27 protein-coding genes are annotated in these 26,985 nt (G+C 62.8%); 14 read left to right on the top strand and 13 right to left on the bottom strand.

Translation table 11 applies throughout. The annotated features are described in order from the left end of the window. Positions 1-71 precede the first annotated feature (71 nt). The gene (locus tag R4P65_RS06035; protein ID WP_317825820.1) at positions 72-962 is read left to right on the top strand and encodes a LysR family transcriptional regulator; all 891 of its coding nucleotides are present in this window, start codon (positions 72-74) and stop codon (positions 960-962) included. Here R4P65_RS06035 and R4P65_RS06030 read toward each other — a convergent pair. Then, positions 896-1,840, bottom strand: a complete 945-nt coding sequence (locus tag R4P65_RS06030; RefSeq protein WP_317825819.1) for a LysR family transcriptional regulator — start codon at positions 1,838-1,840, stop codon at positions 896-898. The genes R4P65_RS06035 and R4P65_RS06030 overlap by 67 nt on opposite strands. Positions 1,841-2,027: 187 nt before the next feature. Here R4P65_RS06030 and R4P65_RS06025 point away from each other — a divergent pair, with 187 nt between their 5' ends. From R4P65_RS06025 to R4P65_RS06000, 6 genes are read left to right on the top strand one after another with little or no spacing between them, the layout of a single operon-like run. Continuing rightward, positions 2,028-3,587 carry an AMP-binding protein gene (locus R4P65_RS06025; RefSeq protein ID WP_317825818.1) on the top strand — a complete coding sequence of 520 codons (1,560 nt, stop codon included), beginning with the start codon at positions 2,028-2,030 and terminating at the stop codon, positions 3,585-3,587. After that, positions 3,584-4,630 carry an MBL fold metallo-hydrolase gene (locus R4P65_RS06020; RefSeq protein WP_317825817.1) on the top strand — a complete coding sequence of 349 codons (1,047 nt, stop codon included), beginning with the start codon at positions 3,584-3,586 and terminating at the stop codon, positions 4,628-4,630. The genes R4P65_RS06025 and R4P65_RS06020 overlap by 4 nt, the downstream gene beginning before the upstream one ends. A 37-nt stretch (positions 4,631-4,667) precedes the next feature. Further along, positions 4,668-5,429, top strand: coding sequence for a crotonase/enoyl-CoA hydratase family protein (locus R4P65_RS06015; RefSeq protein ID WP_317825816.1), 762 nt, complete (start codon positions 4,668-4,670; stop codon positions 5,427-5,429). Next, positions 5,426-6,238 (top strand): enoyl-CoA hydratase/isomerase family protein, encoded by an 813-nt coding sequence (locus tag R4P65_RS06010; RefSeq protein ID WP_317825815.1) that lies wholly within the window; start codon positions 5,426-5,428, stop codon positions 6,236-6,238. Before R4P65_RS06015 ends, R4P65_RS06010 begins: the two co-directional genes overlap by 4 nt. A gap of 30 nt (positions 6,239-6,268) precedes the next feature. Continuing rightward, the gene (locus tag R4P65_RS06005) at positions 6,269-7,171 is read left to right on the top strand and encodes a LysR family transcriptional regulator (protein ID WP_230815209.1); all 903 of its coding nucleotides are present in this window, start codon (positions 6,269-6,271) and stop codon (positions 7,169-7,171) included. A gap of 3 nt (positions 7,172-7,174) precedes the next feature. Further along, entirely contained in the window at positions 7,175-8,071 is an 897-nt protein-coding gene (locus R4P65_RS06000; RefSeq protein ID WP_230815210.1) for a LysR family transcriptional regulator, read from the top strand. Here the strand turns inward: R4P65_RS06000 and R4P65_RS05995 are convergent. The 5 genes from R4P65_RS05995 to R4P65_RS05975 all read right to left on the bottom strand — a co-directional run bounded on the left by R4P65_RS05995 (position 8,068) and on the right by R4P65_RS05975 (position 14,267). After that, the gene (locus tag R4P65_RS05995; protein ID WP_317825814.1) at positions 8,068-9,030 is read right to left on the bottom strand and encodes a nitronate monooxygenase family protein; all 963 of its coding nucleotides are present in this window, start codon (positions 9,028-9,030) and stop codon (positions 8,068-8,070) included. The two genes, R4P65_RS06000 and R4P65_RS05995, sit on opposite strands and share 4 nt — an antisense overlap. Beyond that, a complete protein-coding gene (locus R4P65_RS05990; RefSeq protein ID WP_317826132.1) occupies positions 9,027-10,679 on the bottom strand; it encodes a class I adenylate-forming enzyme family protein in 1,653 nt (550 codons plus the stop codon). Before R4P65_RS05990 ends, R4P65_RS05995 begins: the two co-directional genes overlap by 4 nt. A 41-nt stretch (positions 10,680-10,720) precedes the next feature. Further along, entirely contained in the window at positions 10,721-11,485 is a 765-nt protein-coding gene (locus R4P65_RS05985; RefSeq protein ID WP_317825813.1) for an SDR family NAD(P)-dependent oxidoreductase, read from the bottom strand. A gap of 53 nt (positions 11,486-11,538) precedes the next feature. Then, positions 11,539-12,669: a thiolase family protein gene (locus R4P65_RS05980; RefSeq protein WP_317825812.1), complete on the bottom strand. Its 1,131-nt coding sequence runs from the start codon at positions 12,667-12,669 to the stop codon at positions 11,539-11,541. A gap of 134 nt (positions 12,670-12,803) precedes the next feature. Beyond that, a complete protein-coding gene (locus tag R4P65_RS05975) occupies positions 12,804-14,267 on the bottom strand; it encodes an MFS transporter (protein ID WP_317825811.1) in 1,464 nt (487 codons plus the stop codon). A 195-nt stretch (positions 14,268-14,462) separates the two neighbouring features. Here R4P65_RS05975 and R4P65_RS05970 point away from each other — a divergent pair, with 195 nt between their 5' ends. After that, complete coding sequence (locus R4P65_RS05970) at positions 14,463-15,620, top strand: acyl-CoA dehydrogenase family protein (RefSeq protein WP_317825810.1); 1,158 nt, start codon at positions 14,463-14,465, stop codon at positions 15,618-15,620. Positions 15,621-15,686: 66 nt separating this feature from the next. Here the strand turns inward: R4P65_RS05970 and R4P65_RS05965 are convergent, their stop codons facing one another. The 3 genes from R4P65_RS05965 to R4P65_RS05955 are packed head-to-tail and all read right to left on the bottom strand — an operon-like array spanning position 15,687 to position 18,809. Next, complete coding sequence (locus R4P65_RS05965) at positions 15,687-16,907, bottom strand: CoA transferase (RefSeq protein ID WP_317825809.1); 1,221 nt, start codon at positions 16,905-16,907, stop codon at positions 15,687-15,689. A gap of 31 nt (positions 16,908-16,938) precedes the next feature. After that, the gene (locus tag R4P65_RS05960; RefSeq protein WP_317825808.1) at positions 16,939-17,937 is read right to left on the bottom strand and encodes a MaoC family dehydratase; all 999 of its coding nucleotides are present in this window, start codon (positions 17,935-17,937) and stop codon (positions 16,939-16,941) included. Then, positions 17,934-18,809 carry a CoA ester lyase gene (locus R4P65_RS05955; RefSeq protein ID WP_317825807.1) on the bottom strand — a complete coding sequence of 292 codons (876 nt, stop codon included), beginning with the start codon at positions 18,807-18,809 and terminating at the stop codon, positions 17,934-17,936. The genes R4P65_RS05960 and R4P65_RS05955 overlap by 4 nt, the downstream gene beginning before the upstream one ends. A gap of 200 nt (positions 18,810-19,009) precedes the next feature. On the opposite strand from R4P65_RS05955, the gene R4P65_RS05950 reads away from it, so the two are divergent. Genes R4P65_RS05950 through R4P65_RS05930 form a run of 5 tightly spaced genes read left to right on the top strand, consistent with a single transcriptional unit; the run spans position 19,010 to position 23,129 of the window. After that, positions 19,010-20,161, top strand: coding sequence for an acyl-CoA dehydrogenase family protein (locus tag R4P65_RS05950; RefSeq protein ID WP_317825806.1), 1,152 nt, complete (start codon positions 19,010-19,012; stop codon positions 20,159-20,161). A 31-nt stretch (positions 20,162-20,192) separates the two neighbouring features. Further along, positions 20,193-20,939: a GntR family transcriptional regulator gene (locus tag R4P65_RS05945; RefSeq protein ID WP_003940169.1), complete on the top strand. Its 747-nt coding sequence runs from the start codon at positions 20,193-20,195 to the stop codon at positions 20,937-20,939. Positions 20,940-20,996: 57 nt separating this feature from the next. Further along, positions 20,997-21,449: a MaoC family dehydratase gene (locus R4P65_RS05940; protein ID WP_230815219.1), complete on the top strand. Its 453-nt coding sequence runs from the start codon at positions 20,997-20,999 to the stop codon at positions 21,447-21,449. Between the two features lie 40 nt (positions 21,450-21,489). After that, positions 21,490-22,686: an acetyl-CoA C-acetyltransferase gene (locus R4P65_RS05935; protein WP_317825805.1), complete on the top strand. Its 1,197-nt coding sequence runs from the start codon at positions 21,490-21,492 to the stop codon at positions 22,684-22,686. Positions 22,687-22,745: 59 nt separating this feature from the next. Beyond that, on the top strand, positions 22,746-23,129 hold the full coding sequence (locus tag R4P65_RS05930) for an ArsR/SmtB family transcription factor (protein ID WP_230815221.1): 384 nt from the start codon (positions 22,746-22,748) through the stop codon (positions 23,127-23,129). Positions 23,130-23,136: 7 nt separating this feature from the next. Here the strand turns inward: R4P65_RS05930 and R4P65_RS05925 are convergent, their stop codons facing one another. The 3 genes from R4P65_RS05925 to R4P65_RS05915 all read right to left on the bottom strand — a co-directional run bounded on the left by R4P65_RS05925 (position 23,137) and on the right by R4P65_RS05915 (position 25,380). After that, a complete protein-coding gene (locus R4P65_RS05925; protein WP_317825804.1) occupies positions 23,137-23,634 on the bottom strand; it encodes a hypothetical protein in 498 nt (165 codons plus the stop codon). A gap of 111 nt (positions 23,635-23,745) precedes the next feature. Then, positions 23,746-24,396, bottom strand: a complete 651-nt coding sequence (locus R4P65_RS05920; RefSeq protein ID WP_317825803.1) for a pyridoxamine 5'-phosphate oxidase family protein — start codon at positions 24,394-24,396, stop codon at positions 23,746-23,748. 30 nt (positions 24,397-24,426) lie between these two features. Beyond that, on the bottom strand, positions 24,427-25,380 hold the full coding sequence (locus tag R4P65_RS05915) for a DNA-3-methyladenine glycosylase 2 family protein (RefSeq protein ID WP_317825802.1): 954 nt from the start codon (positions 25,378-25,380) through the stop codon (positions 24,427-24,429). Between the two features lie 45 nt (positions 25,381-25,425). Between R4P65_RS05915 and R4P65_RS05910 the strand changes: the two genes are divergently transcribed. Continuing rightward, on the top strand, positions 25,426-25,977 hold the full coding sequence (locus R4P65_RS05910; protein WP_230815474.1) for a ribonuclease H: 552 nt from the start codon (positions 25,426-25,428) through the stop codon (positions 25,975-25,977). Positions 25,978-25,982: 5 nt separating this feature from the next. On the opposite strand, the gene R4P65_RS05905 is transcribed toward R4P65_RS05910, so the two are convergent. After that, positions 25,983-26,981 (bottom strand): MDR family oxidoreductase, encoded by a 999-nt coding sequence (locus tag R4P65_RS05905; RefSeq protein WP_317825801.1) that lies wholly within the window; start codon positions 26,979-26,981, stop codon positions 25,983-25,985. Between the last annotated feature and the right edge of the window lie 4 nt (positions 26,982-26,985).

Genomic DNA, 26,985 nt, shown 5'->3' with positions numbered 1-26,985 from the left:
TGAAGCGTGTATGAACACCGTCCGCACTTGCCGGCGGTACCCTCGGCTGCGCTTGTGGCAAAGTCGATGGCGTGGACCTACGTCAGATCGAATACTTCCTTGCCGTTGCCGGTGGGGAGTCCTTGTCGGCGGCCGCGCAGAATCTGTCGGTCACCAAGCCGTCGCTGTCGCAGGGTATTCGTGGTCTCGAGCGCGAACTCGGAGTCGAACTGTTTCACCGTGTCGGTCGCGGTTTGGTTCTGACGGCAGCAGGTCGGGCGTTGGTAGGGCCGGCCAGGCAGATGACGCGTAGCAGTGCGGCAGCATTCAATGTCGCGATCGGTACGGCCGACGAGCCTCGTGGGAGGCTCGACATCTGCTCCGCGGCACATGGTCTCGAAGGGCCGATCGCACGCATCGTGGCGGACTTTCGTGAGCGGTGGCCTGGTGTGACCGTTCGGGTCGGTGAGTTGCCGCAGGGTGCAACGTCGGAGCAGGTGTTGGCGGACGGCGCATGCGAGGTGGTCTTCAGCTATTGGCCACCCGACATGTCGGCGCTGTCCGCGAAAGTGATCGGGGTGAACGAGTACTGGCTGGCAGTGCCGTCGGGGGTTCATCCCGACGTGTGGCCGAATGGTGCGAAACCCGCTGCGGGAGGGCCGGTGTCATTGACGGCATTGCCCGATCTCCCGGTGGTGGGCGTGCTCAAACACTCGCGGGCGCGGCTCGCTATCGAGTCGTCCCTGCAGGCTGCCGGTGCCAGGACTCGAATGTCGACGGAGCTGGCGCAGCGGGAGACCGTCGGCGCGTTCGTCTTTGCGGGTTTGGGAATGGCATTCATGGAGCGTTCGCTGGCCGAGAGATCGGTCGCGTCCGGCGCGGAGATATTTCCGGTGGAGCCGGCGATCTCACTGAATTACGGCGTCGAATTCGATCCGGAGACGCTCTCCCCGTTGGGCAGGCTGTTCGTGGACGGCTTGTGACGTGTGCAGAGTTTCTCGATGTACGCGGACCCGGCCGGTGAGAGTGGGCCGTCGCGGTAGACCAAGATCGTCTGCCGGGTGATCGGTGGGAACAGCGAGCGAACCTCAGCTGCTGGGGTGTCTTGTTCGGCGATCGATCTGGGAAGCAGTGCGGCGCCTGCACCTTGACCGACCATCTCCCGGACGGCAAGGCGATCAGGTACTTCCACCACGACGTTGGTGAGTTCCAGGTCGTCGTCGACCGAATGCCCGCGCCTGGCTGCAGAGGCCTCGACCACCATCGGCAAGCGCGCAACTACAGCGCGTGGAACCGGGTCGGGTAGTTCTGTGGCCAGGTGAACGGGGATAGACAAGACCGTTTCCTGGGTGCTCACGGAGATTTCTCGAAGCCCGTCGGAGACACCGGTACCCGGCTGGGCTTCGAGAAACCCGAGTTCACACGCGCCTGCTCTGACCAGTGCTCGCACGTCCTGTGCGTTCGCGGCGGCGTTCGTGGAGAACCGAATTCCGGGTGCCGTCAGATGGAGGCGTCCGACGACCTCTGCCACCGGGTCGATGGCAAGATCGGACTGGACAGCTATGGCGAGTTCCCCGGCACGCAAGGTGGTTACCGCAGCCACCGCGGCTTCGGCCCGGGCAACGTCGGAAAGCAACGCACGAGCAGACTCGGCGACCGCAAGTCCGACTGTGGTGGGAGCCAGGCCGCGAGTGGTGCGCTCGAAGAGTGTGGCTCCCAGCGCTCGTTCGAGGTTGCGTACGGCCTGCGAGAGTGACGGTTGCGAGACACGCAGGACGTCCGCGGCGGCGGTGACGCTGCCGTGATCGACAACGGCGACGAGATACTGTGCGCTGCGTATGTCCATCCCGGGTGCCTGCATCTGACAAATTCTCCCAGATGACGGCGTCCTGGCGGCGGTGACTTGCTGCGACCTGCAGACATAGGTCTCAGCTATGGCTCTGTGCGCCTTCTCGTCTTTGTGGCGCAGGCCATAGCGATGGTCGACTGTTCCAGTACCACCGACCGCGGTTCGTGCTCGGTGAGTACCTGGAACACAGGAGCGTGATGTGAGCGAGCTTCACCTACCCAACCGGATACGTCACTCGGCGTCGACACGGCCGTCCGATCCGGCGATCACGTGCGGCGACCGAACTTTGACATGGGCTGAGCTGGATGGCGAGACCAGTACCTTGGCGAGCGCGCTGGCAGAAGTGACCGCAGCCGGTGCTCGCGTCGGTGCGCTACTGCGGATGGGGCTCGAAGGTGCGGAAACCTTCATCGCGTGTGCGAAGGCAGGCGCTGTGTTCATCCCGTTGAACTGGCGGCTCAACCCACTCGAACTCGTCGACATCGCCGAGGACGCGGAGCTCGACGTCTTGATCGTCGATGACGAGTTCGCCGCGGGCGCGGCGGCGATGTCCGCAGCGTTGCCGGAGATCGAGGTCATCACCGTGGGAGCTGCAGGGGGCCTGCCGGATTCGCGAACCTGGGCGGAGTTCGTGGCCTCCGGAAACGGCGTCGACCCCGGACTTGGGCACGATCCAGACGCGGCAGTTTTGCAGCTGTACACGTCCGGGACCACCGGCCGGCCCAAGGGAGTCGTGGCCACGCACCGGAATCTGTACAACGAACCCGTGGGGTTCGACGTGTACGAATTCGGTTCGAATGCAGTGGCACTCGACGCGCTGCCCCTCTTTCACATCGCCGGTGCAGGCTGGATGAGTACGTGCCTGTCCGCCGGAGTGCCTTTGGTGCTGCTCGGAGACATGGCGCCGGCTCGGGTCGCTGATGCCATCGCGACTCACCACGTCACCCACGCATTTCTGGTGCCTGCGGTCATTCAGACACTGGTAGATCTGCCCACCCTCGACAGTTTCGATCTCTCCAGCTTGCAGGTGGTCGCGTACGGGGCGTCGCCGATCACACCGGCACTCCTCGCCCACGCGATGAACGTGTTGAACTGCAAATTCGTTCAGCGATACGGGATGACCGAGACAACGGGTTCGGTATCCGTCCTTCGCGCCTACGACCATCATGTGAGTGGGCCGCGATCGGACTTGCTCCGCTCTGCAGGAAAACCGATGATCGGCGTCGAGATCTCCATTCGAGACGTCACAACTGGTGAGGTATTGCTGCCCAACAAATCCGGTGAGATCGTCGCGCGCAGCAGAAACAACACTCGCGGGTACTGGCGACGTGAACGAGAGACCGCGGAATTGTTCACTAAGGACGGCTTTCTCCGAACAGGCGACGCCGGCCATCTGGACGACGAGGGCTATCTGTTCGTCACCGACCGCCTCAAGGACATGATCATCACCGGCGGAGAGAACGTCTATCCGATCGAGGTGGAATCCATCCTGGCCGAACACCCCTCGGTTGCCGAGGTCGCGGTGGTCGGGGTTCCCGACAAGCGCTGGGGTGAATCCGTCACCGCGGTGGTCAAACTGGTCGACGGTGCCGACGTGCCGAGCGTCGACGAGTTGATCGCGTTCAGCACAGCGAAGTTGGCGTCGTACAAGAAGCCTCGCCAGATTCATTTCGTGGACTCTCTACCTCGCAATGCGAGCGGGAAACTGCTCAAGTCGAGCCTGCGGACCATGCTGAACGCGAGCGGAGAAGCATCATGATCGTGACCGAAGACGTCGGCGTCGCACAACGTGAGGCGTGGGCGAACAAAGTCCTTCCACCGGTGGAGCAGGTTCGGGATGGATTGTGGTCGATCCCTGTTCCCATGCCGGACAACCCTTTGCGCTACGTGCTTGTCTACGCGCTCGCGCTCGACGACGGACTAGCCCTCATCGACGTCGGTTGGGATCACGAACAGTCGTGGCAGGCTCTGGTCGATGGCATAGCGTCGATCGGATACCACGTTTCCGAAGTGCGTTATGCGGCAATCACACACCTGCATCCCGATCACTTCGGCCTGGCGCCGCGCCTTCGGCAGGTCAGCGGTGCAACGCTGGCGATGCACTTGGCCGACGCGACGCTTCTCGGATACCACGGCCCCGAGCAGACTCGCGACGACATCAGTGGTTGGAACTTGCAGTTGTCCGAACTCGGCGCGCCGGCGGAAGTGCTCGACGCGTCTCGGGTCGACCTGGTTCGGTTCGCCGAGCACGAAACCATCGACGTTGTTCTGGGAGATGGAGATTCACTCGAGCTGCCGGGATGGAATCTCCGGGCCCAGTGGACGCCGGGGCACACTCCCGGACATCTCTGCTTCGTGGAAGAGGACAGAGGCTTGTTGTTCAGCGGCGATCACATGCTGCCGAGGATCAGCCCGAACATCTCCACGATTCCCGGTGAACTCGAGAACCCGCTTCATCGTTATCTGCTCTCGCTCGAGGCGACGACAACCCTGGGTGAGTGCGAAGTGCTTCCGGCACATGAATATCGATTCCGCGGGATCGCCGATCGTGCACGTCAATTGATGGGGCACCACGAGGAGCGATTGGCGGAGATCGTGGCTGCGGTGCAGGATGAGCCCGAATCCACGGCCTGGGAACTCTCACGCACGATCTCCTGGTCTCGCCCGTTCGAACAGATGTCGCCGCGACTACTTCGCTTGGCGGTCCGCGAAACCCATGCTCATCTTGTTGTTTTGGCCAAGAGGGAGATCGTGACACCGTCCGGCGGCACACCCGTGCGCTGGAGCATTCGCGCGCAGTGACCTTTCAAGAATCACATCACGGAAGTAGGAACCGAACATGAGCGTCGTGCTCACCGACTTCGCCGACGGCGTTGCCGTCATCACCCTCAATCGTCCCGAGGCCAAGAACGCGGTCAACCTGGAACTCGCGAAGGCCTTGGCGGCCGCGATCGACGAGTTCGAGGAACGGTCCGATCTCACCATCGGAATTCTGACCGGAGCTGGTGGAACCTTCTGCGCTGGTATGGATCTCAAGGGATTCGCGCGTGGAGAACGACCATCGCTGCCTGGTCGTGGGTTCGCCGGCCTGACTGAAGCTCCGCCGTCGAAGCCGCTGATCGCAGCCGTCGAGGGGTGGGCCCTCGCCGGCGGTTGTGAACTGGCGTTGGCAGCCGATCTGATCGTGGCATCTTCCGACGCGAAATTCGGCTTACCCGAAGTGAAGCGGGGGCTTGCCGCGGCCGCCGGTGGTCTTCTGCGTCTGCCCAAGATCCTCCCGTACCAGTCGGCCATGGAAATCGCGATCACCGGGGATCCGCTCAGTGCCACCGTGGCGCATCACCACGGCTTGGTCAATCGGCTCGCCGAACCTGGACAGGCACTGACCGTCGCACGCGAGCTTGCGGCCCGAGTAGCGGCAAACGGTCCACTGGCTGTTCGCGCGACCAAGCAGGTACTGGCAATGTCCGCCAAGTACACCGATCCGGATGCCTTTGTCGCGCAACGCGAATTCATCGATCCGGTCTTCATCTCACGTGACGCCAAGGAAGGTGCAACGGCGTTTGCCGAGAAGCGCTCTCCCGTGTGGAGTGGTTCATGAGTGCCGAGACGATCGAGCGCGCGGCCGTAAGCATCGAACGTGACGGTGCTGTCGCGACGATTGTTCTCTGTCGGCCGCACCGCCGCAACGCTCTCGATCTCGACGCCTGGATCGCTCTCCGTGAAGCAGTCCTCGAACTTCAAGAGGACTCGCAGATTCGCTCGGTGATCCTGACCGGCGCGGACGGGACCTTCTGCGCGGGTTCCGATCTGGACAAACGCGGCTCGTCGCATCCGCTCGATCGAATGCGCGTCGTCAACGCAACGGCAGCCGCCCTGGGTGAGTTTCCCAAGCCCCTGGTGGCAAAGGTCGACGGGTTTGCCGTCGGAGCCGGATGGAACATGGCGTTGCTCTGCGACTTCGTCGTGGCAGCCAAGGGCGCGAAGTTCAGCCAGATCTTTGCCAAACGGGGGTTGTCTGTCGACTTCGGGGGTTCGTGGATCCTGCCGAGACTGGTCGGCCTCCAGCAAGCCAAGCGACTGGTGATGCTCGCCGAGACGATCGACGCACAGGAAGCCTACGAGCTCGGGCTGGTGACCTATCTGGTCGAGCCGGGTGAACTGGACGAACACACGTCGAAGCTTGCGCAGCGGCTCGCTGACGGTCCGCCAGCCGCACTGAGTCAGTCTGCCGCCATGCTCGAACATCACACCTCACTCTCGTTGCGGGAAGCCTTGGACAACGAGGCGAGGGCACAAGCGGTCAATTTTGCGACGGACGCTACCGACGCGGTTCGTGCCTTCGTGGAAAAGCGGGAGCCGATCTTCACCGGAGAGTGGGCGGTACCAGGGGTAACTCGCGTGGAGTGAGCGACAGATCGCTGGTCGTATGATGAGTGAGTGGACCTGCACTTTGTTACCTACTTCGTCGCTGTTGTCGACCACGGTGGGATAACGAAGGCCGCTCAGGCTCTCTACATTTCGCAGCCCTCGCTGTCACAGGCAATTCGCACGCTCGAGCGTCGACTCGGCGCCACGCTGTTCGACCGGACCGGCAGACGGCTGGTTCTCACCGATGCCGGACGAACTTTCGATCTCGCGGCCAGGAGAATACTCGCCGACGTCGAGCGCGCGAAGGCAAAGGTGACCGCCGTTCGCGAACTCGAGTTCGGCCGGGTGGACGTCGTCTCGTACTCGGCGTTCTCGATCGATCCGATGGTCGAGTTGGTCCGTCGATTCCGGGCCAACTTCCCGAAGATCGTCGTGCGCGTTCTCGACACGTACGGCCCGGCCGGGGTCGACAACGCGTTGCGGCGCGGATCGGCCGAGGTCGGTGTCACCGATCTGAGTATCGGGTACGAGGGGTTGGTCACGGCTCCGATCGTCACTCAGGAGTTGGTGCTCGCCACGCACGCGTCGTTGTCCGGCCGCTTGGTGGCGCCGTTGATGGATCCGGTTCCTCGAGCGCTACTGCACACTTTGCCTCTCGTCGTCGACCTCGGTGACCAATCGAACCAGTTCCGGGGTTTGCTCAGCGAAGGCGCCGAGAACGTCGTCGTGGATTGTGTCCATCCGGTCACGACGTGGGACCTGGTCCGTCGCGGAATCGGCGCCACGGTTGTTCCGAGAAAGGTTGCACAACAGCAGATGTCGGATGTGTGTGCCTTCTCGTTCGATCCGCCGCTTCGACGCGACGTCGGCATCGTCTACCGCTCGGGCGAGCAATCGCCGGCCGCTGCCGCGCTCATCGCGACGGCTGCCGAGATGGCCGCCACGTCCTCTTCATCCACGGGGAAGGACTGAGCGGTGGAATTTCGACAGATGGAGTACTTTCTCGCGGTCGTCGAGAACAAGGGAATCAACGGTGCCGCAGCGGCTTTGGGTGTTGCTCAGCCGACGGTGTCCCAGGCGTTGCGCGGGTTGGAACGTGAACTGGGAGTGAGGCTTTTCCACCGGATCGGGCGCGGAATGGTGCTCAGTGCAGCCGGTCGCAGTTTGGTCGGCCCGAGTCGACAGGTTCTGCGAGACGTTGCAGCCGCGGCGGAACAATTGACAGCATCCGACGGTGCGATTGTCGGTCGACTCGACATCATGGCTTTTCCTGCTCTGACCTCCGGGACGATCGTCGATCTGATCGCGGAGTTCTGTCGACGGTATCCGCAAGCGCGAGTCAGATTTTCGGAACTCGAGCGGGAGGACAATCTGGAAAGTCTCATCCGGGACGGTCACTGCGAATTCGCGGTGGCGCATCTGCCGCTCGAGGCCGGCGAAGGGCTCGAGATCGTAGAATTGGGGGAGCAGGAGTACCGCCTGGTCTACCCGGCGGGAACTGATCTGCCCGAGGGGCCGGTACGTCTTTCGGAAATGCCGGACATTCCCATGGTATTCGTTCCTCGCGGGGCGGCGATGGGGGACGCGATCGAAGATTCGATCCGAAAAGCCGGTACAAGAACGGAACTCGCAGTGGTCACGGAGCAGCGGGAGTCGCGGCTACCGATGGTCATCGCTGGGCTCGGCGGTTCGTTGGTCGAGCGCTCGGTGGCGAAATCGATGCCAGGTCAGGTGGTGGAACGAGCCTGCGAGCCGAGATTCCTGCGTGCGTACGGTCTCGCCTTCGACCCCTCGACGTTGTCGCCGGTGGGACAGGCATTCGTGAACCTGGTCCACGAATACCTGTCCGACGAATACCTGTCTCAGCCCTAGCGTCGGCAGATACGCTCGCGAGCCGCCTCGTACTCGGATGCGAGACGCTCTACTACTGCATGCGTCGGAAGTACGGCGTCGACCGAACCGATTCCCTGGCCCGCGCCCCAGATGTCACGCCACGCCTTGGTATCGGTGTCGGTGGTCGCGAAACTCATTGCGGAAGGATCGGATTCGGCTAGGTTGTCGGGGTCCAAGCCGGCAGCAACGATGCTGCCCCGCAAGTAGTTTCCGTGTACTCCGGTGAACAGGTTGGAATAGACGATGTCGGAGGCCCCTGAACCCACGATCATCTCCTTGTACGCCGGATCGGCGTTGGCCTCTTCGGTTGCGATGAAAGCCGAACCGACATAAGCCAGGTCGGCACCGGCCGCGAGTGCAGCAAGAATCGAATCACCATGAGCGATGGCACCTGACAACAGTAGCGGACCGGCGAACCACTCACGAATCTCCCGAATCAGGGCGAACGGCGACTGTCTACCGGCATGTCCGCCTGCTCCGGCGGCGACCGCGATCAGCCCGTCCGCGCCCTTCTCGATCGCCTTGCACGCAAAGCGGTTGTCGATAACGTCATGGAGAACGATTCCGCCGTACGCATGAACCGCATCGTTGATGTCCGTGCGTGCGCCGAGCGAGGTAATGACGATCGGGACCTCGAACTCGGCAATGGTCGCAAGGTCCTCTTCCAGGCGGTTGTTGGACCGATGGACGATGAGGTTGACCGCAAATGGTGCGGAGGGCTTCTCCGGGTGCGCACGATCGTGCTCCTCGCGCGCCACCGTGATCAGCTTGAGCCAATCCCGAAGTGCTGACTGCGGACGAGCATTCAGGGCCGGGAAAGACCCGATGATCCCGGACGTGCACTGCGCGATGACGAGGTCGGGCGTCGAGATGATGAACATCGGTGACGCGAGAACGGGTACCCGCAGTTGCGACGTCAGATCTGCGAAGGTTGTCATTTGGAACCTGCCTTGTCGACCGACTCGAGAAGCCTCGACCGGAGATCGGTTTTGAGGACCTTGCCGGCGGCGGACGTCGGGAGTAGCTCTACCTCGACGACATCGCGAATCTTCTTGTACGGCAGCACTTGCTCGGCGACAAACGCCTTGATCTGCTCGGCGTCGAACTCGGCACCCGGAATCATCACCACAAAGGCGACGGGTTCTTGACCATTGCTCCCCACTTCGCGGCCGACAACCGCGGCAGTCGAGATCGCCGGGTGCGAGACCAGAATCTCTTCGAGTTCACGCGGATAGACGTTGTACCCCTTGTAGATGAGCATGTCCTTCGCCCGGTCACAGATGAAGAGGTATCCGTCCGAGTCCAGGTACGCGATGTCGCCCGTGTCCAACCAGCCGTCGACGAACTGTTCTGCGGTGGTTTCCGGGTGTCCGAGATAGCCGTCGGTGACCTGAGGTCCACACACCCACAGTTCACCACGTTCGTTCTCGCCCAGAACGGTCTTCCGGTCGAGCTGATCGCGAATCTGGATTTCGGTGTCGAAGATCGGGAGGCCGACGCTGCTCTGACGGTATTGCGAGCCGTTGATCAGCGGAGCGGCCGTGACCACACAAGTGGCCTCGGTCAGCCCGTACCCTTCGACGACGAGCGCTTTGGGAAATGCCCGGCGGAGTGCGGCGAGCGTGACGCTGTCGATCGGGGCAGCGCCCGAGGACACGACGCACACGCTGTCGGTGTTGCGCACCGTAGCGTCGGGATGAACCGACAGTGCGTGCCACATGGCGGGAGACCCGGTGAGATAGGTGGCACCGTGCTTTTCGATCAGCTCGAGCATCCGGCCGGGTTCGAACCGGCCGGCAAATACCTGGGTGAGCCCGGAAATCAACAGGAACGACGTGTTGAGCAACGAATGCGCGTGGAAGAGCGGTGAGACCACGATGGTCGCCCCGGTCCCCGGCGTCGGACCGAGCACGTCGAGGCCGTCGATGCGTCGAGGCGTGACGAGACCGTCGGCACCTGCCTCCAACTCGTGTCCGGTTCTCCAACCACACATCTGCGTGATGTTGCCGACGACGTTGCGGTGAAGAACGCGAACACCTTTGGACACCCCGGTGGTTCCGCCCGTGAACGCGATGTGTGCGATGTCGTCGCTACGAACCGAGGCAGGGGTGAATTCGGTGGGTAGATCGGCGATGAAGGAGTCGAATGCGACGACCGACTCCGGTGTGTCGAGCGCGCCCTCGGTGTCCTGGACCATCACGATCGTACGCACGGAGGTTCCTGAAGCGGCCGCGAGCAGTATGTGAAGCTGCGAACTCTGAGTGACTGCAGCAACGGCGGACGTCTCTTCGATCTGCTTGCGCAGGCCGAGCTCTGGCTGCAGTGGGTTGACCAATGTGACTGTCGCCCCGGCCTGTAGGCATCCGTAGTAAGCCTGGAGAAACTCGACGCAGTTCCCGAGGTGCATCAACACCACGTCGCCGACGCCCACCCCGGCTTGCCGCAGTGCGCCGGCGAATTGCGCACTGCGCTGACCGAGTTCGCGGAAGGTGCACGTGCGCTCGCCGTCCACGACGGCGAGGCGATCACCGTAGAGCGCCGCCATGCTGGGTGCCCAGTAGGCCATGGTGGTGTCCGGGTAGTGCATGTTGTGGCGCAGTTGTGGATTGGCGATCACGCTGATGCCCGTCACCGGGGAGCCATTCGGATCGCGCCGTCGAGTCTGATGGTTTCGCCGTTGAGATAGCGGTTCTCGAGCATCGAGACGGCCAGCTGACCGAACTCGTCGGGGCGACCCAACCGTGAAGGGTTGGGAACCGAAGCTTCGAGGGCGGTGCGCACGTCTTCGCGCAGGCGCGCCAGCAGGGGAGTGTCCATGATGCCAGGAGCGATGGTGTTGACGCGGATTCCTCGGCTGGCGAGATCGCGAGCAGCGGTGACCGTCATACCGACGATGCCGGCTTTGGATGCCGTGTAGTTGATCTGACCGATCTGACCTTCGAATGCCGCGACCGACGCCGTCATGATGATGGCACCGCGCTCACCGTCCACGGCGTCGAGTTCGGCCATCCGCTCGGCGCCGAGACGGAGTGCGTTGAACGAACCGACAAGATTCAGTTTGACGACGAACTCGAAATCTTCGACCGATCCGGCTTTTCCGTCCTTGTCGAGAATGCGCATGCGACGCCCGGCACCCGCGCAGTGGACGACGCCGCGAAGGCCGCCGCGCTCGTGCGCCGCGTCGAGTGCTTCGGCGAATTGTTCGCTGTCGGTGACGTCGGCCGGGGCGAATTGCGCGGCAGCTCCGAGATCGGCCGCCACCTGCTTACCGTCGGAGGAAGGCAGATCGATCAACGTGACCTGCGCCCCGGCGTCGAGCAGTCGTCGAGCGGTGGCCAGGCCGAGACCTGAAGCGCCGCCGGTGATCGCGGTGGAAAGTCCCTCGAGTTTCATGAATCAATTCTTCTTTCCTGCTGGATGACGTGTGACCCGAAAGCGTTGTCGGGTCAGATCAATTCGAGAATGGTCGCATTGGCCATGCCGCCGGCCTCGCACATCGACTGAAGACCGTATCGAATTCCGTTGTCGCGCATGTGATGTGCCAGGCGAGTCATCAAGATCGCACCTGATCCGCCGAGTGGGTGGCCGACAGCGATAGCGCCGCCGAGCGGATTCACACGATCGATGGCTGCTCCGGTTTCAGCCTGCCAGGCAAGCGGGACGGGAGCGAATGCCTCGTTGATCTCGAAGGCGCCGATGTCGTCGATGGACAACCCTGAGCGGTTTAGTGCCTTTGCGGTGGCGGCAATCGGACCGGTGAGCATGATGACCGGGTCGTCGGCTGCGACCACTGCGGTGTGAATACGAACGAGCGGCTTCCAACCGCGTGCCCGGGCGTACTCGCTGGTCGTGACGAGTGTGGCGCCCGCTCCGTCGGAGATCTGAGAAGAGTTGCCGGCGTGGATGACACCGTCGGCGTCGAAGGCCGGGGGCAACTTCGCGAGCGACTCCAGACTTCCACCTCGCCGAATGCCTTCGTCCTGGGACAAGTCGGCGATCGGAGTGATCTGCCCGGTGAATGCTCCAGCATCGGTGGCGCTGGCCGCGAGTTCGTGTGAGCGGAGGGAATATTCGTCCAGGGCCGTTCGGGTGAGTGCCCATTTCCGGGCCATCATCTCGGCGCCGGTTCCCTGGCTGAAACTGTCCACACCGTAGCGTTCGAGTACCGAAGCCGGGAAATGCTCACCGTTCTTGCTGGCGGTTCCCATCGGAACTCGCGACATCGATTCGACGCCTCCGGCTACGACCACGTCGTTCTGACCGGAGATGACGGTGGCGGCAGCAAAGGAAACTGCCTGCTGGCTCGATCCGCAGGCCCGGGTCAATGTGACGCCGGGAACGCTGTCGGGCCAGCCGGCGGCGAGTGCCGCTGTGCGGGCGATGCTTCCGGCCTGTTCGCCGACCTGACTGACGCATCCCCAGATCACGTCGTCGACCGTGGCCGCGTCGAGTCCGGTCCGTTCAGCGAGTGCACGCAGTACATGTGCGGACAGTTCGGCCGGATGGATCTCCGAGAGGGCGCGTCCTCGACGGCCGATCGGTGTACGTACTGCGTCGACGATGACGGCATCTCGCATGTATCTCTCCTGCTGTTCGTGCCCGGTGTTGCGATTGTGCGGTCGGGGCGTACCTCGAGTCGATCACGAGCGGGTCGACCCGGCAATGTCTTTCGCTGAATGGCTTTGTTAGCGAATGGCTATACGTGGAGCATTCAGCCGCGGATGAGCTTGCGATCGCGCTCGGGATTGGCGAAGACGAGGACCAGAACCGCGGCGACGACTCCGATGATGCCGATTGCCTGGAAGGACTGGGCGTAACCGTCGGCCGGGGTTGCTGCGTTGTCCACGATGACTCCCGTTGCGTAGGGGGCAATCAGGCCGCCGATCGACATGATGGCGAGGAAGAATCCCATGGTGCCTGCAGTCTGCTGCGGCGGGCACAGTTCGGAGATCGCAGCGTTGATGAGCGGGAAGGTGATTGCCGAGAATCCGTAGCCGATCGAGACCATGGCGACAGCGACGATGGGAGTGGAGATCTGTGGCAGGAACAGGAGAATCGATCCGCAGATCAGAACGCCGACACAGGGGACGATGACGCGAACCGTGCGAGAGGTGAAGCCGCGGCCGATCAACTTGTCCGTGACGGAACCGGAGGTGATCATGAGGACGAGACCGACGATCGAGGGCAGCGCGAACATCGAACCGGCTTGCATCGCACTGTATCCGAGGCCGACCTCGAAGTACGACGGCAACCAGGTGAGAACGACGGTGGTCAGTGCGTAGATGGTGGCGATGAGGAAGCAGCAGCTGACGAAGGTGCGGGAGAGCAGGATCTTGCGCCACGGAACGTTGGGCTCGGTGACTGCCTTCGTTGCCGTCCTGGTCGCCTCGGTTGCTTCTGTATCTGCAGTCTTGGTCGACTTGACGGCCTTGCTCGTGTACGGGCCTTCGGACCAACCGGCCAGCCAGCAACCCATCCACACGAGTCCGAGGACAGAGAGCGAGAGAACCGCTGCGCGCCAGCCGTAGTGAACGGCGATGAAGGTCAGTACGGGCGCGAGGGCGATCTTCGCGACGGAGGCGGATCCGGCGAGCATTGCACCGGGAAGGCCGCGCTTGGCCGGCGGGTGCCACGAGTACGCGGCGGTGTGCATCAGCGCCGAGCTGGGGCCTTCGGCGAATCCGAGGAGCATGCGCGAGACGATCAACATCGCGAGGCTGGCACCGAGAACGAGGGGGAGCATGACCACGGACCAGATTGCGGCCAGGATCAACAGCGCCCAACGTAGGGTCAGGTACTTGTTGAGCGGTCCGGCGAGAAATCCGCCGATGCAGAACATCAGGAAGAACAGCGAGCCGACCATGCCGATTTGCGAAGACTTCAGTCCGAGCTCGCGAGCGAGGGGCTGAGCGATGATTCCGAGGACTGCTTTGTCCGCGTAGTTGACGATGTAGAGGAAGACGACGAGCCCGGTCATCGTCCACGCACGCTTGCGGGTACCGAAGACGGGGACTGCTGACGAATCTGGCGTTGCTGTTGCTTCGGGCTGGACGTCGTTACGCTGTGGCGCGATGGGGGTCACGTGGCGTCCCTTCGAGACTGGTGGGCGGATGCGATCGTGCTCGAAGCGCGGCCTCGAAGCGATCGATGGTGTTGTGGTTGCCGGCTGACCCATTCAACGTGTTCTGGATCACTTTGAGCAATGTCGCGTCGATGATCGGAACGATAGCGGTTGCCTATGTATCGCAGGTCAGGCCATATTGGTACGCCCTATCGGACGCATAGCTGATGAGTGTTGGATCGAATGCGGAACCTTGAGGCAAGGTGAGATCAGGATCACCCTGTTCCCTTGACCGACTGGAGTTCATACATGCAGCGCACCGTGTTCAACGAGGATCACGAGGCATTCCGGGCTACCGTCCGCGATTTCATCGCGAAGGAAGTAACCCCGGTCCACGAGAAGTGGGAAGAGGACGGTCACCCGCCTCGTGACTTCTACCGACGACTCGGAGAGCTGGGCGTACTCGGAATTCAGGTGCCGGAGGAATACGGCGGAGGCGGCGAGAAGTCGCTCAAGTTCAACGTCGTCGTCGCCGAGGAGGTTGCTGCCGCCGGGGCGTCTTTCGGCTCGCAGTCGGTGCATACGAACCTGATCCTGCCCTACCTGCTCGAGTACGCGAACGACGAGCAGAAGAGCCGCTGGTTGCCGGGCTTCGCCTCCGGCGATCTGATGTTCGCGATTGCGATGACCGAACCGGGAACAGGGTCGGATCTGGCGAACATCGCGACGACGGCCAAGCTGTCGGAGGGCGGTACGCACTACGTGGTCAATGGTTCCAAGACGTTCATCACCGGCGGGGTACTTGCCGATCGCGTCCTGGTAGTGTGCCGCACCGCGCCGAGCACAGCGGAGAACCGACGCACCGGGTTGTCGATCCTGGTGGTCGACACGTCGTCGCCCGGATACTCGGTGGGGCGCAAGATCAACAAGATCGGTCTCAAGACCTCCGACACTGCGGAGCTTTCGTTTGTCGACGTACAGGTGCCCGTCGAGGACCGACTCGGAGAAGAGGGCGACGGATTCAGCTATCTGACCCACAACCTGGCTCAGGAGCGGTTGACCATCGCTTTCGGAGCGGCCGCCACTGCCAGTGCAGCGCTTCGCTTTGCCATCGACTACGTCAAAGATCGCAAGGTGTTCGGTAAGCCCGTCGCGGCATTCCAGAACACCAAATTCGTTCTGGCCGAATGCGCTACCGAGGTTGATGCCATCCAGCTGGTGTCCGACAACGCACTCGAATGTCATGACCGCGGCACTCTGACGATTCCCGACGCAGCGAAGGCGAAACTGTTCTGCACCGAGGCAGCAGGTCGAGTGATCGACAAGTGCCTTCAATTGCACGGCGGGTACGGCTACATCACCGAGTATCCCATCGCGCGTCTTTACGCAGACACGCGTGTCACACGAATCTACGGTGGCACAAGTGAAGTCATGAAGACCATCATCGCGAAGGATCTTGGTCTCTGACGCACTCTCGACATGTTTTCGGCCTCGGAACATTTGTTCCGAGGCCGAAAACATGTTCCAGGTAGATCAGTTCGCCGGAACGCCGACGATGCCGTCCGCGATCAGTGCCGAGGCGTGATCGGCGTTGGTTCCGAGGACATCCGCGAGCACCGCAATCGAATCGCCGCCGACCTCGGAGGCCGGTCCGGTGCTCAGGTGGGCGCCGTCGAACGAGGCTGGGTTCGCGGCAGCCAGATAACTTCCGATTCGAGGCTGATCGAGTGCGGAGAACATCGGGTTGTTCTCCAGTTCACCGGAATTCACTACTTCCTCGAAACTGCGGTACCTCTCGAACAGAACTGACGATGTGTCCAGCGCTGCGACGATCTCGGCGGCGCTGTGTTCCCGGAACCAATGTGAGAACAGAGCAGTGAGTATCTCTCGATGGCGGTAGCGATCCGCTTCGGTGGAGAAGTCGGCTCCGAGGGCACCTTCGACGGCGTCGACAGCCGCCGTGGTGCCGGTGATCGACGCAAGGTCGCGGAAATGGCGGGTAGTGAGTGCAACGATCATGAACCGTTCGTTGTCGCGGGAGACAAAATCGATTCCGTACGTGCCGTAGACGGCGTTTCCGCCGGACTCGCGACTGCGACCGTTCACTTGTACTTCGGTGAGGTAGCCGAGTGTTCCTGCGGTGGCCAATGCGACGTCTTCGAGTGGCAGCGTGATCTGCGTGCCGTGTCCGGTCGAGTCACGTTGGCGCACTGCGGCAGTGATCGACAGGGCGGCGTAGAGCCCGCAGGCGACGTCCCAGGCGGGCAGTGCGTGGTTGACAACTCCGGCGTAGTCGGCGGGGCCGGTGATCTGTGGAAATCCCAACGCGGCGTTGACCGTGTAGTCGACCCCGGGGCTGCCGTCGCGGCGCCCGAGGATCTCGAGAGTGATGACGTCGCTGCGCAACTGGGCCAGGGAGTCGTGGCTCATCCAGTTGCGGCCGCCGGCATTGGTGACCAGGATTCCGCCGCCAGGTCCCGGAGCCGTGACCAGTTGGCGAATCAGTTCCTGGCCGCGCTCGGCACGCATGTCCACCGAGAGTGAGCGTTTGCCCTTGTTGAGCCCGGTCCAGTAGATGCTTTCACCCTCGGCCGTCACCGGCCATCGGTTGTAGTCGGAGGCTCCTCCGATCGGATCGATCCGGATCACGTCCGCACCGAGTTGTGAGAGAGTAAGCCCGCACAGGGGTGCGGCGACAAAGCTCGAGACCTCGACGATGCGAAGCCCGGACAACGGGCCTGGGGTCTGAGTCATCTGTGTTCCTCCGGGGTAGAAGAGTGTGCGGTCATGCCATCAACACGGTGAAACGCCAGTCGAGGACCGGATTTTGTGTTGCAGAAGCATTGTGGGAGAACACGAGTGAACGCAGCTGCACTGCGGTTCCGTGTTCGAGGGGCGACGAACCTTCGACGTGCAGTTCGCTCGAGAGGGTATCGCCCTCGTGAACGGGTCCGGTGTGATCGCACGAGTGCCACCCCAGCACTGTCACCACGTTCGGCAGTGCGCGAGTTGCCTGGGCGAGAGCAATCCCGATGGTGTGGCCGCCGTAGACGAGGCGACCGTGGGCGCCGACGCGCTCGTCGTGGTGCGTCGCTGCGATGTTCAAGCTCAGCCGGGCAAGTTCGGGTGCACTGGTGACGACGTCGCCGCTGCTAAGGAATACCGAGCCCACCAAATCCGACTCGAAGTGCCTGCCGGGTACCCGCTCGCGATATATGTCGAGGTCCCAACCGTCAGGTGATACGTACGGCGCCGGTTCGGACGGACCGATCACGGAGAGATCGTCGGCGTGGCGAGTTCTCGTCTCGATCGGGTCGGGGCTCAGTGGGAGCATGGCGCAGCGATAGAAGTCGAGGACCGTGTTGCCGTTCTGATCAGCAGACGTCATCCGTAGCGCGGCAAGTCCGGTGGCGCCGCGTCCCGGCTTGGCCGAGTTCTCGCGTAGACCGACAACCTCGGTGCGCGTGTACAGGGTGTCACCGAGTACCGGGAAACGGTGGAATCGCAGTCCGCGGTAGAAGAGGTTCGCCTTGACGTGGTGTGTGACCACGGTTGACTGGCCGATGGCGACGTCGGTGACCAGTCCCGGATTCGCCACTGGTGCAGCGGAACCTGTGACGCTCGACGACAAGTGTGCGTCGAGCGGCAAGCGCATGCGGTCACCGAGGATCGCCTGATGGGAGGCGGCGAGTCCACTGGTCAACGTCACCGCTGGTGCTTCGTCGAAGATCTGACCGTGGGTGAGTTCGTCGAAGTACGGTCCTCCTACGTAGTACTCGCTCATACGGTGACTCCTTCGGCTCGGGCAAGCGTACGACGCGCTGCCACGGCCACAGCTTCGTCGAGCATCTGACCGTCGAGCTGGGCGGCGCCGGAACCCAGGGTTTCTGCTTCTTCGAGTGCGGTCAACACCCGTCTGGCGTCATTGACGGCGTCGTCCGAAGGAGTGAATGCGGTAGTGGCCGAGTCGATCTGCGCCGGGTGGATGACCCATTTGCCGTCGAACCCGAGAGCGCTGGTCCAGTGCGCGGCGCGGCGGAAGGCGTCGTCGTCGGTGATGCCGAGAAAGGGTCCGTCGATGGCGGCGACGCCGGCTGCGCGGCAGGCGATCAGGATTCTGTCCTGGACGGCAAGCCAGTGTTCGGGCAGTGCCGAGCGTGAGCGACCCAGCGCTGCACCGAGATCGGCGTATCCGATGATCGCGGCCTGCAGACGAGGAGTCGCGCGGGCAATGGAGTCGGCATTCTGGACGCCGAGCGGAGTTTCGATCAGGGCTTGCAGGGTGGTGTGGTGCCCACCGGCAGTCGCGAGGATCTGTTCGGCCTCGAGCAGTTCGTCGGACAACTCGACCTTCGGGACGATCACGCTGGTCAGCGATTCTCCGAGGGTGCCGCAGGCGATCAGGTCGTCGCGGGCCCACGGCGTGGCCAGGCCGTTGATCCTCACCGAGATGGTGCGCGTCGCACCGAACTCCTGCACCAGTGCGGTGACGAGGGCTCGCGCAAGGTCCTTGTTCGCCGAAGTGACGGCATCTTCGAGGTCGAGAATCACCTCGTCTGCGTTCGAAGAGAGTGCCTTGCGGGCCTTGCGCTCGTCTGAACCCGGAGCGACCAGGGACGCACGGCGTCTGGTCGCGCGGTAGTGGTTCTCGTCCATAGTGTGTCGATTACCTCGATCTGGTGATCAAATGTACGGCCAGTTGCGAAATAGATGTGCTGCCGTGAACGGCGTTGATATGCAGCGAACTGCCTCGATGCTGGCAGTTGCTGCGTATCGATGTCAAGGCGCGGTATTGACATTGCGCGAACAATATCGAAATATGGCCGTACAAACTTATTTCAAGTCGAGGCGGATTCATGCTCAAGCTCAACGACGAAGAGACATTCCTGATCGAAACCGTGCGCCGGTTCGTCGACCGAGAGGTCAAGCCCACGGTCCAGGAGGTGGAGCACGCGAACGAGTATCCCGAGAAGTGGATCGATCAGATGAAGCAGATCGGGATCTACGGCCTCACGATTCCCGAGGAGTACGGCGGATCGCCGGTGTCCATGCCCTGTTATGCGCAGGTGACGCAGGAACTGTCGCGCGGATGGATGTCCCTGGCAGGAGCGATGGGCGGACACACAGTGGTTGCCAAGCTCATCTCGCTGTTCGGTACCGAAGAGCAGAAGGTGAAGTACCTGCCGCGAATGGCTACCGGCGAGATCCGGGCAACGATGGCCCTCACCGAGCCCGGCGGTGGCTCCGATCTGCAGGCCATGACGACCAACGCCAAGATCGACGGCACAGATCTGGTCATCAACGGCGCCAAGACATGGATCACCAATGCCCGCCGATCCGGCGTGATCGCCTTGCTGTGCAAGACCGATCCAAGCGCAAGCCCTCGTCATGCGGGCATCTCGATCGTTCTCGTCGAGCACGGCGAAGGGCTGACCGTCTCCCGCGATCTCCCGAAGCTCGGATACAAGGGCGTCGAGAGTTGTGAACTGTCCTTCGACAATTACCGCATCGCCGAGTCGGCCATTCTGGGCGGCACTCCCGGAAAGGGCTTCGGGCAGATGATGAAAGGGCTCGAGACCGGCCGTATCCAGGTGGCTTGCCGTGCACTGGGCGTCGCCACGGCCGCACTCGAAGATTCACTTGCGTACGCGCAGCAGCGCGAGAGCTTCGGCCAGCCGATCTGGAAGCACCAGTCGATCGGCAACTACCTCGCCGACATGGCAACGAAGCTGACGGCCGCGCGGCAGCTGACGTGGCACGCGGCACAGATGTACGACAGCGGCGAGCGATGCGACATGGAGGCAGGCATGGCCAAGCTGTACGCCTCCGAGGTGGCAATGGAAATCGCGTTGTCCGCCGTCCGCATCCACGGTGGTTACGGCTACTCGACGGAGTACGACGTCGAGCGGTACTTCCGTGATGCACCGCTGATGATCGTCGGTGAGGGAACCAACGAAATTCAGCGAAACGTGATCGTTTCGCAGTTGGTTGCCCGCGGCGGTCTGTGACGGCCCGGTGAGCAAGTAGGATCATGTCGCTATGAGCGGTAAGGAAAGAGAGACGGAGCCGGCGTACCAACGCCTCTCTCGTGAGCTTCGTCAGCAGATCTCTGCCGGTACCTACCGCGACGGCATTCAACTGCCCACCGAATCCGAACTGGCGCAGCATCATGGCGTGAGCCGACAGACCGTCCGCCGAGCCTTTCACGACCTCGTTGCCGAGGGCATCGTGTACCGGGTACCCGGGCGCGGAACGTTCGTGACCGAGAACAGTGGCCGCTATCTCCGTCATCTAGGGTCCATCGAAGATCTCATGAACCTTTCGCGGGATACGACCATGGAAGTAGTCTCACCGCTGCAACGGCGCGTGGACATCGAGGCTGCCAGTCGGCTTCGGCTCGACACCGACGTCGTGTACACCGTGGTCTTTCGGCGGATACACGAAGGAGTTCCGTTCGTCCAGACGACGGCGCATCTGCCGGAGGCGATCGCTCGGCAGATCATCGACCTTCCTGCCATGGCGGCCGGTGCGGTGAGCGCCAATACGGTGATCGGCCTGCTGGAACCGCTGATCGACAGTCCGATTGTCGAAGCAGCACAATCGATCACGGTGTCCCCGGCGACGGCGGACGTAGCCAGGGACGTCGATTGCGAGATCGGGCACGCCATGTTGCGGGTAGACCGGTTGTACTCCAACGCGCAGGGCGTCGCCAACGAGTTGTCGGTGAGTTACTTCTTGCCGGAGCAGTACACGTATCGGGTGACACTGCGCCGGGGCGCACATTAGAACTGCGCTCGGGCGCTGTTGCTTCCTTTGCTGTTCAACACCTTTCAGGAGAGAACTATGCGAATTTTCAACGGAATCGACGAAGTAGAGACGGCTGTCGGTGAGCACTTGGGCTACAGCGAGTGGTTCCCGGTCACACAGGATCGGATCGACAAGTTCGCCGACGCCACCGAGGATCACCAGTGGATTCACGTGGATCCCGAGCGCGCAGCGCAGGGGCCGTACGGCGGAACCATCGCCCACGGCTATCTGACTCTTTCGTTGTTGCCGGTGCTCGGCGCTCAGGTGATGCGTGTCGACGGAATCTCCATGACCGTGAACTACGGCAGCAACAAGGTGCGATTCCCCGAACCGGTCAAGGTCGGTTCTTCGGTGCGGGCAGGTGCGGAGATTCTTTCCTTCGAGCGCACCGCGAAGGGCGCGACGATTGTCGTGCGGTACACGATCGAAATCGAAGGAGCGGGTAAACCGGCGCTGGTGGCGGATACCGTGCGCCTGTTGGTCTCCTGAATCCTTTTCCATTCTTCCAGAACGAGATTCGAGGTCAGTTGTGAAACGAGCAGCATTGGTCGCGCCGGTCCGAACCGCGGTGGGCCGTTTCGGAGGGGCACTTCGTGACGTGCCTGCGGAAAGTTTGGCCGCCACTGTCGTCAAGGAGACCGTGCGTCGTAGCGGAATCGATCCGTCCCGCATCGACGACGTCGCGATGGGGCAGTCGTATGCCAATTCGGAGGCACCGTGCATCGGAAGGTGGGCGGCGCTCGAGGCAGGGTTGCCGATTTCGGTAGCCGGCTTCCAGACGGATCGCCGATGTGGAACGGGTCTGCAGGCCATCGTTACCGCGGCCATGATGGTCCAGACAGGTGCGGCCGACGTGGTTCTCGCGGGTGGCGTCGAATCGATGAGCGGGATCGAGCACTACACCACCGGAGCGCGGTGGGGCACCAAAACCGGTGGGCTGCAACTGTTCGACCGCCTCGATCGTGGTCGAGAGCGCTCGCAACCCGAGTGGCGTTTCGGCCGGATCAGCGGAATGATCGAAACGGCCGAGAACGTTGCGACACGCTGCGGGATCACGCGGGAAGAGTCGGACGCCTTCGCCGTCGACAGTCACCGAAAAGCTATACTGGCAAGAGAATCCGGCCGCTTTGATGACGAAATCGTCGCCGTCGAACTGACGGATCGAAAAGGGAACGTCACACGGTTTCGTGCTGACGAGGGGATCCGTCCGGATACCTCACTCGAAACCCTGGCACGGCTGCGTGCGGTGACCGAGGGAGGCGTGGTGACCGCTGGTAACGCCAGCCAACAGAATGACGCTGCGGCAGCGATGTTGGTGGTCGCCGAGGATCGTCTGGACGAGCTGGGGCTGGAGCCCATCGGGTTCCTCGACAGCTGGGCCGCGGCCGGTTGTGAACCGGCGCTGATGGGCCTCGGGCCGGTTGCCGCCGTCTCGAAACTGTTTGCTCGGACAGGGGCAGGCTTTGCCGATTTCGATCTGGTCGAGCTGAACGAGGCGTTTGCGTGCCAGGTTCTCGGCGTCGTGAAGGAATGGGGCTTCGAGGACCTCGATCGACTGAACGTCAACGGTTCCGGCATCTCGCTCGGGCACCCCGTGGGAGCGACAGGTGCGCGTATGGCAACAACCGCGCTTCACGAACTCGGCCGTCGCGGCGGCGGAAAAGCGCTGTTGACCATGTGTATCGGCGGTGGCCAGGGCATGGCAGCCGTGGTGGAGTCTGCCTGACGAGGTTCGCTTCTGGGTACACTTGCGCCGGGGATCGGAAGTTCTACGGAGGCAGTCGGTTGACGAATGCAGCAGACACCAGTGGCGCGCTGAGCGTCGAGGATGTTCGTCGCGCCAGGGCTGCACTCGAGGGTCTCGATGTCACCAGTTGGTCCGGTCGCTTCGAGTTGCTCTCCGACGCCAACCGTCTGCGTCTGTTGCTCTGCCTTCACCACGCACCGGGTATCTGCGTCACGGATCTGTCCGTGGCGCTGGGGATGAGCGGCACAGCCGTCTCACATGCGCTGCGGCTACTGCGTAGCCAGGGGTGGGTGAGCGCGACGCGTGACGGCCGATCGATGCGATACCAACTGGCAGACGACACCGTTCACCAACTGTTGCATTCGATCGGCGCCACGCATTTTCACGACGAGACACCCACCCCCGGCCACACGCACAGCTGACCGTTTCTCAAGGAGTCGCGAAGAACTTCTCGACGGCCGGTGCAGCGTTCGGGTTTCCGTTGGTGATTCCCGCGCCGACCCCGGCAACCGTTCCGATGACTCCACCGACGATGCAGCCGGCGATGAAGTTCGGGAAGATCGACAGGCAACCGATTCCGACGCCGAGGTTGGCTCCGATGAGCGTCGACTGCACGCCGCCGTTGTTCCAGCCGATATTGACCTCGTTGGCCATCGTGTCGAACGCGGCTTGCTTCGGATCGTTACCGGGGAAGAGCATCAACGCCGCCTGGCTGTTCGACTCTGCGGTCGGGGTCAGTAGGGGTTGGGACGGATCGAAGCCCGCATTCGGGGGCGCTGCGACCGCGGTGCCGGTTCCGGCGCCGACTGCGGCGACAACGAGTACGGACATGGTGAGAGTTCGGGACAGTTTCATGGGGACGGCCAATCTGTCTGTGTGGAACCAGTCGTGAATGGTAGCGGTGCAGTTCGCTAGCCGGAACTCCACCGTCTGGATCGATCGTGCGGACCTCCTCGGGCACAACGGGACCCGTCGTCTCCGCGCGACGGGCCGTGTTTGGTGGCTACCCGACTCCGGGTGCCCTGAAACCGCCCAGTCTCATTCGTTTTTCGACAACCGCGCACGCAATTCTTCGACCTCGGCAGTAAGCCGATCGACCTCGGCTTGCAGGGGTTGGCGTGCCAGAGCGAGGGATTCGTCCATGCGCTCCTTGTCGAAACGAGGTGTGATGTTTCGACTGCAGTTCCAGTCGAACGCTTCGACGTCGATGACGATGGAACGCTGGGCTTTTGCCGTCATGGTGCCGCCGGGAACTTGCAAGAGCTGTTGCAGTAGTGCAGGGTCCTCGTCCGCCTCGATCACGTGCGCACGCCCGTAGATCTTCAATCTCGTCCGCGTTGGGTAGTCGATGACGAACAGCGAGATGCGATTGTTCGCTTCCAGATTGCCGAGTGTCACGAATTGCTGATTGCCGGGAAGATCGGCGAATCCGATTCGATTCGGACCCAACACATGCAGGAATCCGCGCGGGCCGCCGCGATGTTGGACGTACGGCCAACCGTCGGGCGTCACCGTGGACATGAAGAAGGTATCCACGGATTTCACGAATCCCTGAGCGCGGAAATCGAATTCCATCGGGCCTTCGTCGGGCTGATCGAGTCTCGAACCGTAGACGGTGAAACTCCCGGTCGACCGCTGACGCTCCACCGCAGCGGGGGAGAAGGCGATGTGTGCGTATCGGGTCGACATTTCTTATCTCCTTGTTCTCGGTGCAATCCCTCAGTGCCAGCGGTGGTCGGCAACGGCAGTTCGCGGACCGAACTTGGGTTTGACGGCTTGGCCGCTGACCTGCAGAAGCCGCACCGCGCGGTATCGATGCGGTTGGAGAGGAGCGAGGTACTGCACCATCTCGGCGTCGTCGATCGGTTCACCCAGTAGTGACCACCCGACGACGGCAGCGAGGTGGTAGTCGCCGACCGAGAGTGCGTCGGAATCGCCGAAGGCACGCTGAGCCACTTCGGCGGCAGTCCAGATTCCGACGCCGGGCACCGCTCGCAATCGTTTGGTCGCTTCGGCCCTGGGGAACGTGGATGCCTGCTCGAGGCGGTCGGCGACGCGAGCGCACTGAACGATCGTCTTGGACCTCGCGGGATCGACGTTCGCGCGATGGAACTCCCATGACGGCATTCGACGCCATTGGTCCGCGGTGAGTGGGACTCGCATTCCGTCGGGTGCAGGGCCGGGTGGGCGCTCACCGAACTTGGTCAGCAGGCGGCGCCACGCGGCAAACGCGTCGATGCCGTGAACTCGTTGCTCGAGGATCGCGGGAACGAGAGCTTCCATGACGCGGCGGGTGCGGCCGATGCGCAGATGAGGGAAGCGTCGATGAGCTTCGGCGAGCTTGGGATGTTCGGGGGCAAAATCTTCGGCTTCGTCGTCGAGGCCGAGCAGCGCGTCGGCGCCTTCCAATAATTCCGTGGCACCGGGACCCCACGCCTGCACGCGGACCATGTGCCGATCCGACTGCGTGATGCGGTAGGTCACAGGACCCGAAAGTTGGCGGGAAACTCGCCAGATCGCTCCGTCGGCGGACCGCCGATGTGCGGGGTCGCCGGGTCCGCGCTGATGCGGGCTGAGCGTCAGCGCGGCATCGAGTGGTCGCTGAGAAGTCACCGTGACTTCGTCGGCCGGAGATAGCGGCGTCATCGAGATCAGCGTATCGCCACCGTCCATCCTCCGTTAAGGCGTGTGTCGGTGGCGCAACGTATTGTCCGAGCCATGATCATCGTGAGCACCGACGGATCCTGTCTGCGAAACCCCGGTGGGGCTATCGGCTGGGCGTGGGTCAATCACGAGGGTCCGAGCATGTCTGGCGGAGAAGCATCCGGTACCAACCAGATTGCCGAGTTGCGTGCCCTCTTCGAGGCCGTCGTCGCGCATCCGGGTGGGGATCCTCTGCTCATCGAATCCGACTCGCAGTACGCCATCAAGTGCGCTTCCGAATGGTTGCCCAGTTGGAAGCGCAAGGGTTGGAAGACCGCGGGCGGCGGGGCGGTCAAGAATCTGGAACTGGTGCAGAGCATCGACCGAGCCATCACCGACCGTGTCGGACCGGTGCGCTTTCGCTGGGTGCGCGGGCACGTCGGCAACCACTACAACGAGATGGCAGACAAGTTGGCCGGCGAAGCCGCACGCGCCATCGTCTCGGGGGACATCGCGTCGGTCCCGCTTGCGGCGCCGGTGAAGAAGGAACCCACCGTCGTGAACTCCTCGTACAAAGAGAAGTCCACGACGGCCGAAGAACCGGCAGATCTGTTCACACTTTTCTGAGCGGTTCAGAAACCGTCGGCAACCTGAACAAGCGCCCGGCCCGTGTACTTGCCCTCGCGTACCTGATCGATCACCGAGACGACGTCGCGGACGGCGACGAGGTTCGTGATCTCTTTCAGATGACGTGGCGCCAAGTCGGAGCCCAGACGGGTCCACAGCGCGCGACGGGGTTCGATCGGCATCAATACCGAGTCCATGCCCAGCAGTGAGACTCCGCGGAGAATGAACGGCAGCACGGTCGTAGGCAGCGCGGCGCCACCGGTCAATCCGCTGGCGGCCACAACACCGCCGTAGTTGATCGTGCTCAGAACGTGAGCGAGGGTCTTCCCACCGACGCAGTCGACGGCCGCCGCCCACTGAGATTTTCCGAGCGGGCGAGGCTTGGCGTCGGGATCCTCGGGGAGCCGGCCGATCACCGAAGACGCACCGAGAGACGTCAGAAGGTCTGCCGCGCCGGGCTTGCCACTGGAGGCGACCACGTCGAAGCCTGCGCGTGCCAGAAGGTCGACGCTGACGGTGCCGACTCCGCCGCTCGCTCCCGTCACCAGTACCGGACCGTCGGCGGGCTTCACTCCGCTGGCCAGAATGGCTTGGACACTCATGGCCGCGGTGAATCCAGCCGTGCCGATTGCAGCAGCGTCGGCAGTGGAGATGCCGTCGAGCTTCACGACCCACTCGGCAGGCAGCCGGGCGATCTCCGCGTAGCCGCCGTTACGGGCGGTCCCGATCTCGTACCCGTGGGCCACGACCTTGTCGCCGGGGGCGAACGCGTCGGACTCGGAGGCAATGACCTCGCCGGCAACGTCGATGCCGGGGACGATCGGGTAGTCGCGAACCACCCCGCCCTTCGGGGTGACCGCGAGGGCGTCCTTGTAGTTGACGCTCGAATACTCGACGCGAATGGTGACCTCACCTGCAGGGAGGATGGATTCGTCGACGGTTTCGGGGGCGAAGTCGATGGTGCCGTCGCTGTCGCGGGCGACCCAGGCGTTGAAGGTAGTCATAGGT

The sequence above is a fragment of the Rhodococcus sp. IEGM 1318 genome (assembly GCF_033142465.1).
In the GTDB taxonomy this organism is placed as follows: domain Bacteria; phylum Actinomycetota; class Actinomycetes; order Mycobacteriales; family Mycobacteriaceae; genus Rhodococcus_F; species Rhodococcus_F qingshengii_B.
Note: the sequence above shows the minus strand (reverse complement) of the source record. Positions and strands in the feature narration are given on the sequence as shown.

Bases quoted from the DNA above. Each gene is read 5' to 3' on its own strand.
- R4P65_RS05950 (WP_317825806.1), top strand. From the start codon at position 19,010: ATGCTCAAGCTCAACGACGAAGAGACATTCCTGATCGAAACCGTGCGC.
- R4P65_RS05980 (WP_317825812.1), bottom strand. From the start codon at position 12,669: ATGCGAGATGCCGTCATCGTCGACGCAGTACGTACACCGATCGGCCGT.
- R4P65_RS05995 (WP_317825814.1), bottom strand. From the start codon at position 9,030: ATGACAACCTTCGCAGATCTGACGTCGCAACTGCGGGTACCCGTTCTC.
- R4P65_RS05965 (WP_317825809.1), bottom strand. From the start codon at position 16,907: ATGACTCAGACCCCAGGCCCGTTGTCCGGGCTTCGCATCGTCGAGGTC.
- R4P65_RS05945 (WP_003940169.1), top strand. From the start codon at position 20,193: ATGAGCGGTAAGGAAAGAGAGACGGAGCCGGCGTACCAACGCCTCTCT.
- R4P65_RS06020 (WP_317825817.1), top strand. From the start codon at position 3,584: ATGATCGTGACCGAAGACGTCGGCGTCGCACAACGTGAGGCGTGGGCG.
- R4P65_RS05915 (WP_317825802.1), bottom strand. From the start codon at position 25,380: ATGGACGGTGGCGATACGCTGATCTCGATGACGCCGCTATCTCCGGCC.
- R4P65_RS05970 (WP_317825810.1), top strand. From the start codon at position 14,463: ATGCAGCGCACCGTGTTCAACGAGGATCACGAGGCATTCCGGGCTACC.
- R4P65_RS05905 (WP_317825801.1), bottom strand. From the start codon at position 26,981: ATGACTACCTTCAACGCCTGGGTCGCCCGCGACAGCGACGGCACCATC.
- R4P65_RS05920 (WP_317825803.1), bottom strand. From the start codon at position 24,396: ATGTCGACCCGATACGCACACATCGCCTTCTCCCCCGCTGCGGTGGAG.
- R4P65_RS05990 (WP_317826132.1), bottom strand. From the start codon at position 10,679: ATGCACTACCCGGACACCACCATGGCCTACTGGGCACCCAGCATGGCG.
- R4P65_RS05955 (WP_317825807.1), bottom strand. From the start codon at position 18,809: ATGGACGAGAACCACTACCGCGCGACCAGACGCCGTGCGTCCCTGGTC.
- R4P65_RS06030 (WP_317825819.1), bottom strand. From the start codon at position 1,840: ATGCAGGCACCCGGGATGGACATACGCAGCGCACAGTATCTCGTCGCC.
- R4P65_RS06015 (WP_317825816.1), top strand. From the start codon at position 4,668: ATGAGCGTCGTGCTCACCGACTTCGCCGACGGCGTTGCCGTCATCACC.
- R4P65_RS06010 (WP_317825815.1), top strand. From the start codon at position 5,426: ATGAGTGCCGAGACGATCGAGCGCGCGGCCGTAAGCATCGAACGTGAC.
- R4P65_RS05910 (WP_230815474.1), top strand. From the start codon at position 25,426: ATGATCATCGTGAGCACCGACGGATCCTGTCTGCGAAACCCCGGTGGG.
- R4P65_RS05940 (WP_230815219.1), top strand. From the start codon at position 20,997: ATGCGAATTTTCAACGGAATCGACGAAGTAGAGACGGCTGTCGGTGAG.
- R4P65_RS05960 (WP_317825808.1), bottom strand. From the start codon at position 17,937: ATGAGCGAGTACTACGTAGGAGGACCGTACTTCGACGAACTCACCCAC.
- R4P65_RS05985 (WP_317825813.1), bottom strand. From the start codon at position 11,485: ATGAAACTCGAGGGACTTTCCACCGCGATCACCGGCGGCGCTTCAGGT.
- R4P65_RS05975 (WP_317825811.1), bottom strand. From the start codon at position 14,267: ATGGGTCAGCCGGCAACCACAACACCATCGATCGCTTCGAGGCCGCGC.